17 protein-coding genes and 1 pseudogene are annotated in these 15,117 nt (G+C 42.8%); 14 read left to right on the top strand and 4 right to left on the bottom strand.

What is annotated here, in order from left to right; translation table 11 throughout:
• Window positions 1-153 precede the first annotated feature (153 nt).
• Both OCV50_RS11350 and OCV50_RS11345 read right to left on the bottom strand, forming a co-directional pair.
• Complete coding sequence (locus OCV50_RS11350) at window positions 154-366, bottom strand: VF530 family protein (protein WP_032551576.1); 213 nt, start codon at window positions 364-366, stop codon at window positions 154-156.
• A 37-nt stretch (window positions 367-403) separates the two neighbouring features.
• Window positions 404-1,360 carry a LysR substrate-binding domain-containing protein gene (locus OCV50_RS11345; protein WP_261903096.1) on the bottom strand — a complete coding sequence of 319 codons (957 nt, stop codon included), beginning with the start codon at window positions 1,358-1,360 and terminating at the stop codon, window positions 404-406.
• A gap of 117 nt (window positions 1,361-1,477) precedes the next feature.
• Between OCV50_RS11345 and OCV50_RS11340 the strand changes: the two genes are divergently transcribed.
• Window positions 1,478-1,684, top strand: a complete 207-nt coding sequence (locus tag OCV50_RS11340) for a DUF1127 domain-containing protein (protein WP_261903095.1) — start codon at window positions 1,478-1,480, stop codon at window positions 1,682-1,684.
• Window positions 1,685-1,788: 104 nt separating this feature from the next.
• On the opposite strand, the gene OCV50_RS11335 is transcribed toward OCV50_RS11340, so the two are convergent.
• Entirely contained in the window at window positions 1,789-3,477 is a 1,689-nt protein-coding gene (locus tag OCV50_RS11335; protein ID WP_239841133.1) for an AMP-binding protein, read from the bottom strand.
• Window positions 3,478-3,568: 91 nt separating this feature from the next.
• Window positions 3,569-4,300, bottom strand: coding sequence for a helix-turn-helix domain-containing protein (locus OCV50_RS11330; RefSeq protein ID WP_261903094.1), 732 nt, complete (start codon window positions 4,298-4,300; stop codon window positions 3,569-3,571).
• 193 nt (window positions 4,301-4,493) lie between these two features.
• Here OCV50_RS11330 and OCV50_RS11325 point away from each other — a divergent pair, with 193 nt between their 5' ends.
• From OCV50_RS11325 to OCV50_RS11265, 13 genes and pseudogenes are all read left to right on the top strand, one after another.
• The gene (locus OCV50_RS11325; protein WP_150869199.1) at window positions 4,494-4,682 is read left to right on the top strand and encodes a Flp family type IVb pilin; all 189 of its coding nucleotides are present in this window, start codon (window positions 4,494-4,496) and stop codon (window positions 4,680-4,682) included.
• Between the two features lie 12 nt (window positions 4,683-4,694).
• The gene (locus OCV50_RS11320; protein WP_261904168.1) at window positions 4,695-4,832 is read left to right on the top strand and encodes a hypothetical protein; all 138 of its coding nucleotides are present in this window, start codon (window positions 4,695-4,697) and stop codon (window positions 4,830-4,832) included.
• 7 nt (window positions 4,833-4,839) lie between these two features.
• On the top strand, window positions 4,840-5,370 hold the full coding sequence (locus OCV50_RS11315) for an A24 family peptidase (RefSeq protein WP_261903093.1): 531 nt from the start codon (window positions 4,840-4,842) through the stop codon (window positions 5,368-5,370).
• Between the two features lie 41 nt (window positions 5,371-5,411).
• On the top strand, window positions 5,412-6,761 hold the full coding sequence (locus OCV50_RS11310) for a P-loop NTPase family protein (RefSeq protein WP_261903092.1): 1,350 nt from the start codon (window positions 5,412-5,414) through the stop codon (window positions 6,759-6,761).
• A complete protein-coding gene (gene cpaB / locus OCV50_RS11305; RefSeq protein WP_239841129.1) occupies window positions 6,754-7,503 on the top strand; it encodes a Flp pilus assembly protein CpaB in 750 nt (249 codons plus the stop codon). Before OCV50_RS11310 ends, cpaB begins: the two co-directional genes overlap by 8 nt.
• Before the next feature lie 8 nt (window positions 7,504-7,511).
• Window positions 7,512-8,969 (top strand): type II and III secretion system protein family protein, encoded by a 1,458-nt coding sequence (locus OCV50_RS11300; protein WP_261903091.1) that lies wholly within the window; start codon window positions 7,512-7,514, stop codon window positions 8,967-8,969.
• A 10-nt stretch (window positions 8,970-8,979) separates the two neighbouring features.
• Window positions 8,980-9,231, top strand: a complete 252-nt coding sequence (locus OCV50_RS11295; protein WP_239841127.1) for a hypothetical protein — start codon at window positions 8,980-8,982, stop codon at window positions 9,229-9,231.
• A 17-nt stretch (window positions 9,232-9,248) separates the two neighbouring features.
• The gene (locus OCV50_RS11290) at window positions 9,249-10,514 is read left to right on the top strand and encodes a Tad domain-containing protein (protein ID WP_261903090.1); all 1,266 of its coding nucleotides are present in this window, start codon (window positions 9,249-9,251) and stop codon (window positions 10,512-10,514) included.
• Window positions 10,515-10,516: 2 nt separating this feature from the next.
• Window positions 10,517-10,945, top strand: coding sequence for a TadE/TadG family type IV pilus assembly protein (locus OCV50_RS11285; RefSeq protein ID WP_261903089.1), 429 nt, complete (start codon window positions 10,517-10,519; stop codon window positions 10,943-10,945).
• A complete protein-coding gene (locus OCV50_RS11280) occupies window positions 10,945-11,448 on the top strand; it encodes a TadE/TadG family type IV pilus assembly protein (RefSeq protein WP_261903088.1) in 504 nt (167 codons plus the stop codon). The genes OCV50_RS11285 and OCV50_RS11280 overlap by 1 nt, the downstream gene beginning before the upstream one ends.
• Before the next feature lie 10 nt (window positions 11,449-11,458).
• Window positions 11,459-12,673, top strand: coding sequence for an AAA family ATPase (locus tag OCV50_RS11275; protein ID WP_239841123.1), 1,215 nt, complete (start codon window positions 11,459-11,461; stop codon window positions 12,671-12,673).
• A 150-nt stretch (window positions 12,674-12,823) separates the two neighbouring features.
• Window positions 12,824-14,140, top strand: a pseudogene (locus tag OCV50_RS11270) (CpaF family protein); the annotation flags it as partial.
• 8 nt (window positions 14,141-14,148) lie between these two features.
• Entirely contained in the window at window positions 14,149-15,114 is a 966-nt protein-coding gene (locus OCV50_RS11265; protein ID WP_261903086.1) for a type II secretion system F family protein, read from the top strand.
• Window positions 15,115-15,117 lie beyond the last annotated feature (3 nt).

Below are 15,117 nucleotides of genomic sequence, written 5' to 3'. Positions count from 1 at the left end.
CGAGATACGAGATACGAGATACGAGATACGAGATACGAGATACGAGATACGAGATACGAGATACGAGATACGATGTGGCCCCTAAAAAGTAGACACAGGGGATAATCCCCGCGAAGTAGCTACGGGGAACTGAAGCTCATTAGTTAACGGTTATTATCGTTTTAAATCAATATAGATTTGTTCAACTTTAGTTCGAGCCCATTCTGTTTTTCGCAGAAACTTTAAACTCGACTTGATGCTTGGGTCTTTCTTGAAGCAGTTAATGTTAACCATGTAACTCAGCTCTTCCCACCCATAGTGATCCACGAGTTCAGTGAGTAGCTTTTGCAAAGTAATGCCATGCAGTGGGTTGTTTACTTGTGTCATGATAAATCCAATAGATATTTTTCGTCAGTATAGCAGCTTAGCCATCGGAGTTTCCGGACCATTTCAATGAGAAGTCTGTCTCGACGATAGTAAGCTCTTCCCTTCCTTTATTACCAAACTCACTGACTTGAGTTTCTATCCATTTAGAGAAGCGTTGAATTTTGTCACGATGAAAATACCCTGGCGGTGCACATAAGAAGTAATTGTATTTTGGCCTTAACGCTGTATTCCCTATTCTAACCAGCTTGCCTTCTTGCAGGTATCGATACACTAAACTGTGCTTGACCAAAGCAACGCCTTGAACAGAAAGTGCTCCCTCTAGTACAAAGTGAGAACCATCAAACTGCAATGTCGTATGACCGCCTTCAACACCCACTTCATTAAGCCAGATAGACCAATCCATATCAGGCCATCGGTCTTCAATCAGCTCCGCTTTGTGCAGGTCGTCGACTGTGTATATTCCATATTTTTCCTGATAAAGCGGATGACAAACAGGGTATAACACCTCATCCATTAACCAACGTGACTCTAGATTTGGGTAGTCGCCGTGCCCGTAGCGTATACAGATATCAATACTTGAGTCCTCAAAAGTGATCAGCTTGTTGGTTGGCTCAATCAGCATGGATAAGTCAGGATGCCTTTCTCTGAAGTCACCAATTCTTGGCACTAACCAGTGCTGTGCAAAAGATGGAACAGTCGAAATCGAGAGCTGATTTGGATTAGGGTCTTGGTTGATTCTTCTCACGCCATCTTGAAGGTGGGCAAAGCCTTTCTTCGCTTGAAGATACAGAACTTCGCCTTCATGAGTGAGTACAATTTTGCGGTGCTGTCTGATGAAGAGCTCTGCACCGAGCCAGTCCTCAAGTTGCCTGATCTGCTGGCTTACCGCAGCAGCAGTAACAAACAAGGTTTCTGCGGCTAGCTTAAAACTGCCTTTGTCGGCTGCGATATAGAAGTAGTAAATACCTTGAAAGGGAGGTGTTCGTTCGCTCACATTAGTTTTCCTTAACTGAATGCCAATATCTATCGTTTGTCGGTTTACTTACTTTGGTCGAATATTAGCCATGTAAGCAGATAAACATAGAGAATAAAAGTATAGAGGGAGTAAGTTATGAATTCAGGCACAGTTAGAGTCGAACTCGATCAGCGATCAACAAACACTTCTTTGATTAAGAAATTCTATTTCAAAGTTCAGCGATTTAGACAAAATGCAAAAACAAGAAAACACTTGGCTGATCTACCTGATCACCTTTTAAATGATATTGGGTTAACGTATACACAAGCACAGCAAGAGGTGAGGAAAGCATTTTGGGAATAAGGGAGTTAGACTTAAATAAAAAGCGTAACTCACGTGGTTACCTGAGTTACGCTTATCTACTTAAAAGAACTTACTTCGCTTTTAGGGACTTGGCTTAAGGGCGATTACTCTTCCCAAACCACCAACTTGTCTTTTGGCCAGTTATGACCAACTTCGTGGTACTTCTGCTCTAGAATATGACGCTTGATCTTGAGTGTTGGGGTCAGAATCCCATTCTCAATACTCCACGGTTCTTTGATCATTAGTACGCCTTTGATCTTCTCGTGTGACGCCAGCTGTGAGTTCATTTTCTCGATGACTCGCTTAGTGGTTCTCTCGTAGCGTTCACGGTCGAAGTTAGGGAAGTCATGAGGAACAACAAGTAGGATAGGGCCAGGCAAGCCTAGACCGATCAAACACATCATCTCTACACGGCTGTACTCAAATAGCTTTTTCTCAATTGGTACAGGTGCAACGAACTTACCTTTTGCTGTCTTGAAGGTATCTTTTTTACGACCTTGAATCGTCAAGTAACCTTCGCTATCAATCGCACCGATATCACCTGTGTGCAACCAACCTTCCGCATTGAATGACTCTTGAGTCGCGATATCATTCTTGTAGTAACCAGAGAATAAACCTTTACTGCGTACTAAGATCTCATCGTCTTCAGCAATCTTGAGCTCAACACCTGGGCCAGCATTACCGACAGAACCAATCTTATCGGCTCTGAATGGGTAATTAAGGGTGCTGTAAGCAAACGACTCTGTCATTCCCCATGCTTCGGTGATGTGTAAGCCTACGCTCTCGTACCAATCTAGTAGAGCAGGGGATACTGGCGCAGAACCACAACCAAGAACTCGAGCTTGATCTAGCCCTAATCCATCTGCCAGCTTCTTCTTAATGAGTGAGTTAACAAAAGGAATCTTGAGAAGAATATTGAGCTTCTTCTGCGGCAGCTTGTCTTGAATTCGCTGTTGGAATAGAGTCCAGAGTCTTGGCACTGAAATGAACAGAGTCGGTCTGTGCATCTTCACGTCTTCAATAAACGTATCCAGTGACTCTGGGAATGCGGTTGGTACACCACCCATGACAGATGAGCCAAAGATGTAAACACGCTCAGTGATATGAGCCAGTGGTAGATAAGAGAATAGGCGGTCGTTTTTCTCAATACCAATATGGTCGATTAGACGCTGAACCGACCAAGTAAAGGCGCCATAGGTCAACATAGCCCCTTTGGGCTGACCAGAAGTCCCTGATGTATAGACCAGTGACATGAGCTTGTCGTCATGATGCACAGGGCGTTTTGATGATGGAGCACTCTTGTCGATTAGATCATTAAATGCGTATTGGCATTTTGCTGCTGTGTCATAAGGCAGGGCAATGCTGATAAGTTCCGGGTTGTCATCGATCACTTGCTGAGTTGCAGCAGGATCATCGAGTTTACCTGCGATGACGATCTTACTTTCACTGTGTTCAATACAGTAAGCGATGGTATCTGCACCTGCTGTAGGGAAAATTGGCACACTGACAAAATCACCCAGCATCATAGCTAAATCGGTAATAAACCACTCGGCACAGTTTTTTGATACTAGGGCAACACGATCGCCAGGTTTGGCGCCAAGTTCTTCAAGTGCGGTAACCAGTCTCAGTGCTTTATCTGCCACCTCTTTGTAGGTGAATTCGACAAACTGACGATTGATGATCTGTTTTAGATAGACCTCGTTTGGGCGCTCCTCTGCCCATTTTAAAATCATTTCATTTGGTGTAGGGAGAGCTTCGTTTTGGTCTTGGCTAAACTCGTTAGGCTGAATCATTGTCTAACTCCATGTTTTTCGCTAAGTTATTGTTGTTAAAATTATGTTAAAGATAGCACGTGCATATTTTTTTAGGGAGTAAAATTAGCGTTTATTTGTCATCTATGCAGGCTCGTCGATAACTTGCTGGTGTGACCCCTGTTCTCTTCTTAAAGATTCGTGAAAAGTATGAGACATCTTTATAGCCACATTGATAGGCGATCACCGCGATTTTTGCGTCTGTATCCCTTTGCATAATCTCTTTAGCCAGCAGAATCCGTTTATCGCAAACAAAGTCTCGAAAGCTAACGCCAAAGTGTCGGTGAAATTTTTTGGAAAAGTAGCTTGTCGAGCAGTGACACATATCCGCAAGGTCTGATTCTCGGATGTCGGTAGTGAGCCTACTCAAGATATACTCTGAGACTTGTTTCAGAAATAAAGTGTCACTATCTCGCTCTCGATTGTTACTTTCAATCTGACAGTGTGTATTGAACAAATGATCTGTCTTAATTTTGAGAATCTCGAGTTCATTTGTGAGGCCAATCTCATTCACATCGATAATATCAATCAGACTTTTCTTATACCTAATTTTATTCTCTATAGAGCAATTTGATATAACAATAATCTTTTTGTTTAGGTTCTCACAAATAGAAATTGCCATGTTAAGTAGTTGATAATTTTTTACGTCATTAACTATAAAAAAAACCAATCTCACTTCTAACTTGCTGATAATAGAGATGTCTTGGTCAAAAACTGTGATGGGGAAAAAGTGTTCGACCTTTTTTATAATTATCGAATTAATTCGACTCTTCTTATCGGTTAATAAAGGTGTAATTAGGTGCATAAATATATGCCTTATGTTTCATTTGTTAACTTTTTTGAAAGTAATCTCGCTAAAAGCCTCTATTAAATAGATTAGAAACAGAACAAAAAAGTACAAGTGAAAAGAAAAAAAATCCTAACTCAATATATTCTTTACCTCTAGATTTACCTTACAGGTTAGCAAAACCTGCTTTGATAATAATGGAGATAAGACCATGGATAAGTTAATGATTGATATTAAAAATTTCTTTAATGATGAGGAAGGGTTAACGGTAGTCGAATACGTTATAGGTGCTGCGATGCTCGTTTTCGGATTGACAACAATATTTTCTGGCATCGGTACAGTTCTCGCTAATAAATTGAGTGCGATTATCGGTGCAATTAGTACGACATCAGCGCCTTAGGGTAATTTGACCGTGAAGAAGCAAGCAGGCCTTGCGACGGTTGAGTATGTCATTGGGGCATCCTTATTAGTATTTGCTATTTGGGTGGTGATTTCAGGTGGTTCTACTGCCTTGATTAGTAAATTGACGACTATTATGTCGGCGTTATAGACGACTTATGATTGATGATTTTCTTCCATTTTGGATCGTTCTTTTGATAATAGCGGTATGCGATGTATCTCAGCATCGCATACCCAATCGACTGCTAATATTAATGATAATGTTGTTTTTCTTGCAACTATCTATTCAATTTTCTTTTGAGCAGTTGAGGATATCATTGATTGGTGGATTAGCATTATTTTTGTTTGGGTTACTCTTATATTTCGTTAGAGCAATGTCCGCTGGAGATGTGAAACTATTGGGTGTCATTGGTCTTTATGTTGGATGGGGTAACTTACAGCTGATAGCTTATTACATAACTATTTCAGCTGGCATTGTTGGGGTTACTTATATTTGTCACCACTTCGCAAGTCACAACTGGTTGGGCGTTAGAGGATACTTTGAACAAAAAGTTATTTCCGTAGCTAATATAAGTTCCAATTTGGAACAGGCAGGCTCTGGAAATTGTTCAAGGTATAAAAATAAAGTGACCATGCCATTTGCGCCAGCTGTTGTTATTGGTTTGGCAATGTATAGCTACTTTAATTGAATCGAAGTGAATAGTGATTAATTAATATGATGGGGTGAAATATGGATATTAGAGGTAGAGAACGGACATCGGATTTAAAACCTCAAATATCGGCTCCCCTAGTACCGACTTCATCAGAGATGCTTGGCGTGCCTGACGTTGTCATTGAGAACCTTGTTCTCAAGCATCTGTCCGCCTACCCGAAATCAGACGTTTTAGAGCTTTCCAACTATCTATGTGTAGTAACACATATCGTAGAAAATGCGCTCGCTGTTTTACGAAAGAAATCTCTTATCGAAGTATTTCAACCTAACGAAAGCCTAGCTATTAATACACTTTCTCATAGCCATGTGCGTTACTCGTTGTCAGAAAAAGGCTTGGAAGAGGCTGACCTCGCGTTTAAACGCGACGCATATCTTGGTCCTGCTCCCGTTTCATTAGATCAGTATTGTGAAATTGTGAAAGCACAAGATTTAAGAGCTCAGCTCGTTTCTCGTCCTGATGTAGAGGCTGCTCTAAGTGACGTATACGGAGTAGAAAGCAAGGTGCCAGTGCTTGGGCCTGCAATCAACTCTGGGCGTGCCTTACTTCTTTACGGACATGCCGGTACAGGTAAAACCTTTGTGGCTTCAAGGATTGTAAATGCCCTGAAAACTTCTGTATTTATCCCTTATGCAGTTTATGCCTTGGGTAACATCATCAAGGTGTTTTCTGCTCAACACCACAAACCTATCGATAATAATGGTAAAGATCGTTCTGTATCCCTGCTCGATCAGTATGACAAACGTTGGTTGAACTGTGAGCGACCAAACATTCAAGTTGGTGGTGAACTAACAATGGAGATGCTCGAGGTTAACCATTCAGAAAACAGTCGAGTATGGTTAGCACCGCTGCAAATGATGGCCAATAACGGCATTTTTGTTATTGATGACTTGGGGCGTCAACCAATGCCTGTTGATGCGCTTTTGAATCGTTGGATTGTTCCAATGGAGTATTTCTTTGACCATTTATCACTGCCAAATGGTCAACAAATCACGATTCCTTTTATCTTAACGTTAGCCTTTTCGACTAACTTGGATCCTCAGAAAATTAGTGATCCTGCGTTTTTGCGTCGTTTGGGCTACAAAATCGAGTTTGAGCCTTTATCACAAAAAGACTATCAGACGTTGTGGTTCGATACTGCTCAAGCTCAAGGTTTTGAATTACCTGAAAATACGATTGAACAGTTGTATAAGCTTCATCGCATTCATGGCGTTAACTATTTCCCTTGCTTACCTAAAGATCTCGTCGGAATCAGTAAAGATATTGTTCTATTCGAACAACTGCCGTTAATCATTACTCCCGATATTTTAACGATGGCATGGAAGGTGTACTTCACTTCAGATGGACTCGAGGAAGAGAGCAATGAGTAAAAGCCAAATATTTCTTCTATTTTTACTGTCCGTAGTATTCGGTTTAGCAGCTGTATTCTTCGCTAAGCAATGGATGGACAATCAAGTACAACCAACCGTTGAGGTGGAACAGGTTGAGCGTCATCCTGTTGTTGTTGCATCTCAAGAAATTGAAGCAGGAACTATCATTGAGGAGCAATTCCTGACCACAAAATTGATGGAAGTGGATTGGATAAATGATAACAACTATTCCGATCCTGAAGAGCTAGTCGGTAAAGTGGTCGCCAATACGGTATATGCAGGTGAGGTTTTGCATAAGATGAGGTTTACCGTACCTGGAGAGGGCTCAACACTGGCGGCTTTGATTCCTGAAAATAAACGCGCGGTGACGATTCGAGTTGATGATGTTATCGGGGTGGCTGGTTTCCTATTACCAGGAAACAAAGTGGATATTCTTAATACTGTTTCGTATGGAAAAAACTCTGCTTCAACGCAAACGGTGTTGAAAGACATTAAAGTGCTTGCTGTTGACCAAACCGCTAAAACTAAAGAAAACAGCCCTATCATTGTGCGTGCTGTGACATTGGAAGTGACTCCCAAAGATGCAGAGAAGCTACTAACTGCGAAGAGCAAAGGTAGCATACAACTGACACTCAGAAACCCACATGAAGTCGACAAAAAAGTCGTGCAACGATACGTACCAAGACCAAGCGTTACGATTATCAAAGGTACGGAAACATCGAATGTTCGCGTCAAGGATTGAGGTGATATATGAAAAGAATAATAACATGTCTTATCGGTTTACTGTTTGTCTCGCTTTCTAGTTACGCGGCAATTCAAACGGGCAAAACCGTCACGGTGCCTCATCATAAGTCAACACATGTGAAGTTGTCGGGAAAGGCGAGCAAGGTATCGCTAGGGGACCCAGATGTACTTGATATCGTGATGCTGAAATCCAACGAATTATTTCTGATTGGTAATAAGCTTGGTGCTACTAACCTAATGGCCTGGGACTCTAGAGGTGTACTTATCGAGTCAATCAACATTGAGGTGACTCACGACCTTAACAGCCTCAAGGCCAAATTGTTTGAATTCCTTCCTAACGAAGAGATTGAGGTTCATAGCGCACAAAATCGCCTGTTGCTAAGCGGACAAGTGAGCAATCAACAACAGATGAATATTGCCATGCGTATCGCTGAAACCTATGCAGCAGGGCAGTCTGTCGATAATTCGAAAGCATCGGGCAGTGAAGTGACAGCCGCAACTGGTGTGATTAATTTGATGTCGATAGGCGGTGCGCAACAGGTGATGTTAGAAGTGACTGTTGCAGAAGTTCAGCGCAGCTTAGTGAGAAAGTTTGATGCTAACTTCCACTTTTTCCAAAGCAGTGGCTCTAACTTTTCATGGGGCGGGGCGTCCGTTCCAGCAGGTATTGTCGGTGCTACACCTATTTTCGATATTCCTACCTCACAGGACTACGGCATTTTAGGGTCGTTTGTCGACGGTAATACTTTGTTTAGTTTTGCATTAGATGTGGCCAAGCAAAATGGTGTTGCCAAGGTACTCGCAGAGCCAAATTTGACGGCGTTGAGTGGAGCAAAAGCGGAATTCTTAGCCGGTGGTGAGTTCCCTATCCCTGTTCCAGATGAAGACGGTATCACCATCGAGTACAAAGAGTACGGTGTTGGTTTGAAGTTCATTCCAACGGTACTGAGCGATCAGAAAATCAATCTTAATCTTGCCGTTGATGTCAGTGAAATTGCCAATAGTAGCTCGTTGACGATTGAGCCTAGCTTGAGTAATGCCACTTACTTTATTCCGCCTATTACCCGACGTAGTGCCTCATCAACACTGGAACTCGCCGATGGGCAAACCATTGGTATCGCAGGTCTATTGAGTGAAAACGTGCGAGATGTCAGTAACAAGATGCCGGGGTTGGGAGAAGTACCGGTATTAGGGCAGCTATTTAACAGTCAAGAATTTGTTTCGGGGGAAACCGAGTTGGTGATTTTAGTTACCCCAAGATTGGCTAAGCCTATAGACAGAAATGCCGTAACTCTACCGACGGATGCTTTTGTGAGCCCTAATGACCTTCAATATTACTTGCTTGGTCGAAGTGCTTACATTGCGGAGCCATCGGATGATGATGAACAAGCTCCTCGCCAATCTGCGCCTCAGACTGTTCCAGTTGAAGGCGGAAGCGAAGGCTCATTTGGACACGAATTATAAGGAGATAGCTATGATTAAGGTAATGATGGTTTGTCTCAGTGTAGGTTTGGTGGGGTGTGTAACGTCAGATGCACCTCTGGGTCACTCTGTAGCTCAGGTTAAAACAGAACAAATTTATAACCCAGATGCGACTCAAGAAAATTTGCTCGTAGTGCCTGATGGTACAGGGGAGCGAATGCAAATTGGTTACGATCGTTATGTCGGAAAAGGAGAAGAAGCCTTGTCTGGCAATAGTAGCCAAGTACTTCAAGAGTTTAATTAATATTTGGAGGTACTCATATGTTGTATCGAGTATCGAAAAGTCCAAAGAAACAACAAGGTTTAGTGGTCATCCTAGTGACCGTCGCCTTGTTGGTTTTTTTGGCTGTGTCAGCACTAGCCGTTGATATGAACCATATTCTGGTAAACAAAACACGTTTACAGAATGCGGTTGACTCTGCGGCATTAGCTGCGGCCACAATATTGGATAACAGCAAGGATAAAGATACGGTTGATGCGGAGGTCGCGACTGCGCTTGCGACTATGGCCGGCTCAACGGGCAATCATGAGATAGATTTCTCGACAGCGAATATTTCGATTGAATATTCGAATGATCCGCAAGACTTTACAGGGACACCAAGCTTTGGTGCTGACGATGATGTGTATGTTCGCGTTACCGTTTCTTCACTTGATATGGAGGAGTTCTTCATTCAAGCGTTTGGTTTGGACAAAACAGTGGCTGCAAGTGCAGTAGCTGGTCCAAGCTCAGGACAACGTCAAATAAATAATGTGGTGCCTATTGGTGTGTGCATTGGTGATGGCACGTTTGACAATGATGTTAATGAAGATGGCCTTGATGATGATACCGGTGAAGTGATTAACAGCGTGTTCGGTTATGAGCTTGGAACAGTGCATGCGTTGAAAGTTGGAGACAGTAACCTTTCTGAGATGGGAAATGGTAACTACCATTTACTCGATTTTGGTTCTGGTGGTAACACGATTAAGCATGCGCTTGGTGGCAGTTATGATTATCCAGTAGCAATAGGGGATGACATCGTTACAAAACCAGGCGGCACAGTGGGGCCAACAGGTGACGGTTTGAACACCCGCTTTGGTGACTATGGTGGTGGGCTTACAGAATCAGATTATCCGTCAGACTATGTCACTACAGAGCCGACCAGTGAAATAACGATAGATGGTAATACGGGTGAGATAGATTTTGATGGCAGCTATACCTATGCTGATTATGAGAATGCAACAAATGCTTGTCTTGACGGTACGGGAAGTGGATGTGCTACCAATGGCGTAGCTTGGCGCAGAATCCTACCTATTCCTATGCTGGACTGCTCTGGTAAAAGTGGCGGCGCTACAGACTTCACAGTAAACAAGATTGGGTGCTTCTTCTTATTACAAAGAGCGCCAACTAACAACAGTGGTACCCAAGCGGTATTTGGTGAATTTATTCATTCATGTTCCGTGGTTGGTGGTACTGGTGGCACTGATTCTACGACGGAAGGGGCATATCGAATTGTGCTCTATGATGATCCCGATAATGAGGAGTCGTAGTCATGAAAGCGAATCTAAAAAGACAGCAAGGGTGGGCTGCTGTCGAGGTCATTATTGCCACACCTGTGTTGTTGTTTTTCTTGGTGTTGACGCTTGAACTCGGAAACATATTGATTCATTACAATGTGATTTCCAAGTCAGTTCAAAACGGTGCTCGCTATGCGGTGAGTGAAGTTTACGGTACCCAAACGGGAACTTTAGCGCCAACTTCTGAAATACAAAATGTGGTCGTATACGGAAAAAACTCGACGGGTACTGCGTTGCTGTCGAATTTATCAACGGCGAATGTCACTGTGACACCACCCTCGACTGACGATTATGTGAGAGTAAGTGTCGACTATAGTTACGTCCCCCACTTTATTGGTATCCCATTTTCAAGCGAAGGTTTTTCGATACCTCTGAAAGTTTCCTCAGTAATGAGGGTGTTGTAATGAATACGTTAAGTACACGCCGCATGAAAGGGTTAGCAATTGTTGAGTTCACGTTGGTTTCCTGGTTGGTGTTTCTGTTGATATTTCTGATCCTAGGTGTGGGGGTCTATGTTTTTTCACTACAGATGGTGAGTGAAGCGACAAGAAAAGCGGCACGCCTGGCAACCGTGTGCTGGGTTGAAGACAGAGACAATATTGCGGGCATGATTGTTCAAGACATTCCATTAATTGGTTTTTCGGCATCAAATATTGAAGTGGCTTATTTGGACGGCAGCGGAACAGAGATTACTACCGGATATACAACTGACCCTGGGTTTGGGGATATAAAGTTTGTGCGAGCCAGAGCGACAGGTTACGGAATTCAGCTCATCAGTAACTTAAATTTCTTAGGCAACTCGGGATATTTAGCTGCACCAGCATTTGAAACGATATTACCAGCCGAGAATTTAGGGGTAATTCGAGCGGATTCGAATTTAAGGACAAGATGTCCACAATTGCCATAGGAGTAGTGTTATGGGGGAAGCTATACCATTACCATCTAATGATAATGAGATCGCTAGGCTGAAAACCAACCTTAAGGTTTGGCTTATTTATCATAGTGAGGGTTTCCATGCCTATATGAGACAAGAGTTGAAGAAATGTAGAAATCTATATACGCATTCTTTTTCTCTTTTGGGCATGAGTGAAGAGTATTTGCAGAGTCTTGATGCTCCGGATCTTATTTTTGTGGAAGCTGGTGGCGATTGGGCTCTAAAGATGGCTGAACTGCAAGGCTATAATCTCGCTTGGGAAGGGCATGACCTGTCTTTAGTTGTTTTCGGAGACGAGAGCGATAATGCATCGCTAAAAACTGCTCTCCGTTTAGGAGCGTCAGATTTCTTATCTCATAACGTTTCTATCGCTGGTCTTGTGCCTTTATTGCAAAAAACGTCATCAGATAAGTTAGCCAGCACACAACTGGGCGAACTGTTTTTGTTTCTCAATACTAAGGGGGGGATGGGGGCTACAACATTGGCTCTTAATACCGCCATAGAGATTGCAGAACATCACCCCAATGAGGTGTTGTTATTGGACATCGACCTGCAATTTGGCGTGATACCTGAGTATATGAATCTGCATCCGTCCTACAGTATCTCAGATGTTATCAATAACTCGAAAGACCTCGATGAAATATCGTTAGGAACTTTCGTGTGTAAGCATGAGTCTGGCTTGCACTTGTTGAGTTTCAAGCATGAAAACAACGCTGACGATTACGAACATGCCCTCAAAATCGGCAAGATGCTTCCTGTTCTTCGTCGTTATTACCCGTTCATTATTATCGACTTTTCTCGAGGGTTGGACCACGTGTTTGCATCGACGATATCCCCTGCGAGCAAAGCATTGTTGGTGATGCAACAGAATCTAGTCTCTATTAAAAATACATCACGCCTGATTAAGTCTTTAAAATTTGAATACGGTCTGCAAACGGATGCGATTGAAATTGTTTTAAACCGATATGAAAAAAGACAGCCTATTAAGCTTAAAGACATTGAGCAGACTTTGGGAGCGCATGATATTCACATTATGCCGAATGATTTTAAGGTTGCTCTAGAGAGTGCGAACTTAGGCAAACCATTTGTTCAAAGCAAGAAAAATAGCTCGATCACTCGCTCTATTATCGAGTTGTCTAATTTCTTATCTCCTCACGAAGAAGAAAACAAAAGTTGGATTAAGCGACTATTCTCATAAGACGGCAGTAGCATACATAAGCGAGGGAGCGTTATGTTCTTTAAAAGAAAAAATATCAACCCAGAGTTTGAAAAAAAAGCTGCAACGATGACTTCAAATGAAGTCCAAGTGTCTTCTCCTGAGGAGACTCTTAAGGTTGATGTGGAAAATGCTAGTGCCGAAAAAGAAAAGTCGATTAATGAAGCCAAAAAGGCTCTCGAGCAAGAATTATCAATTAAGCACTATTTCCATAAGCAGCTATTAGAGACATTGGATTTAGGCTTACTCTCAAGCTTAGAGACTGACAGAGCCAAAGTAGATCTCCATGAAGCTATCGTTCAGCTAATGGCGAATGACTCAAGCCAAGCGTTAAGTGCTGAGGGACGAAAGCGTGTTATTAAACAGATTGAAGACGAGGTTTTTGGGCTAGGTCCGCTAGAGCCTTTATTAGCGGATACCACAGTATCTGATATCTTGGTGAATGGCCCTAAGAGTGTTTATGTAGAGCGTCGAGGTAAACTTGAGAAAACACCTTATACCTTTCTTGATGACCGCCACTTAAGAAACATCATCGATAGAATTGTTAGCCAAGTCGGTCGACGCATCGATGAAGCATCGCCTATGGTAGATGCGAGACTTGTCGATGGCTCTCGTGTTAACGCCATTATTCCCCCCCTTGCATTAGACGGGCCTTCTGTCTCAATCCGACGCTTTGCTGTTGACCGCCTGACCATGGACAACATGTTGAGTTACGGTTCTATATCTCCAGGAATGGCTAAGTTTGTAGAGGCTGCGGTAAAAGGTGAGCTCAATATTCTTATCTCTGGTGGTACTGGCTCAGGAAAAACTACCACGCTCAATATTTTTTCAGGCTTTATTCCAAGGGATCAGCGAATCATCACCATTGAGGATTCCGCGGAGCTTCAATTACAACAGCCTCATGTGATTCGTTTAGAGACTCGTCCTGCTAACCTCGAAGGCAAAGGTGAAATTAGCCAACGTGAATTGGTGAAAAACACCTTACGTATGCGTCCTGACCGAATTGTGGTTGGGGAGGTAAGGGGGAGCGAAGCCGTCGATATGCTCGCTGCAATGAATACTGGTCACGATGGCTCTTTAGCTACGATTCACGCCAACACCCCTCGTGATGCGTTGAGCCGAGTAGAAAACATGTTCTCTATGGCTGGCTGGAATATCTCAACCAAAAACCTTCGTGCTCAGATTGCATCGGCAATACATTTGGTTGTCCAAATGGAACGTCAAGAAGACGGTAAGCGTCGCATGGTCAGCATACAAGAAATCAATGGTATGGAAGGGGAGATGATCACTATGTCAGAGATCTTCCGTTTTCAACGAAAAGGTGTCGACGCAGAAGGGAATATTCAAGGCTTTTATACCGCAACAGGTATCGTCCCTCAGACTCATGACCAATTAGTTAAGCGTGGGTTAGATGTTCCTTTTGATATTTTCTCTGAGAACCAAGAGTAGGAGGGAGTATGGATAATGTTACTGTTTCACTCATGCTGTTGTTCGTTGCTGTTCTCTTTATCTCGCAAGCCTTGCTGCTGCCAGCTGCGGGGAAAAAAGCTAAACATAGGGAGCTGTCTCGTCGACTGAAAGAGACGCAGCGAAATATCGATGAAGAGAGTCTTTCTTTACTGAAAGAGCACTACCGTAAAGAGCTGTCACCATTAGACCGAAAGTTAGTATCTATCACAGTGTTTGCAGATTTGAAGCGAATGCTTGAACTGGCTGGGATCAAGATGGCTCTCACGCGTTTTCTATTTACTACTTTTCTAGCTGGTCTTTCGCTAACTTTGCTGGCTCTGCTTTTTAATCAGGAATGGTTTATTTGCGTGGCTGTCTTTTTCTTCTCTTGGGTTATTGCTTATCTGTATGTTCAAAACCGGGTTACTTACCGCCTGGCGCTTTTTGAACAACAGCTCCCCGAAGCCCTAGATATCATTCGTCGAGCGCTGCAAGCTGGTCAACCGTTGGTTCAATCATTCAATGAGGTAGGTGAAGAACTGCCAGACCCAATTGGTACCGAATTCAAGAACACTTACAACTTGCTGAATTATGGCTATGACTTGCGTCTGGCGATCTTACAGATGGCAGAGCGCGTGCCTACCGTGTCAATGTTGGCGTTTTCCAGTGCGGTTATGCTGCAAAAAGAGACCGGCGGTAACTTGTCGGAAAACCTTCAAAAAGTATCAGAAGTATTAAGAGCTCGTTTCAAATTAGAACGAAAGATCAAGACACTTTCTGCGGAAAGCCGCTTATCTGCATGGATATTAACGCTCTCCCCGTTTGCGTTGTTTTTTGGTCTTAAGTTATTTAATCCAGATTATGTAGAACCTTTGTACAGCGACCCTCGTGGTATCACTATGGTGAGTGTAGGTATTGTTTTGTTGGCCATTGGTGCTTTATGGATCAAGAAAATAATTAATGTAGAGATATAAATT

Origin of the sequence: Vibrio fortis, assembly GCF_024347475.1 — a bacterium.
Taxonomy (GTDB): Bacteria; Pseudomonadota; Gammaproteobacteria; order Enterobacterales; family Vibrionaceae; genus Vibrio; species Vibrio fortis.
This window is presented reverse-complemented; position numbering and strand designations above follow the sequence as displayed.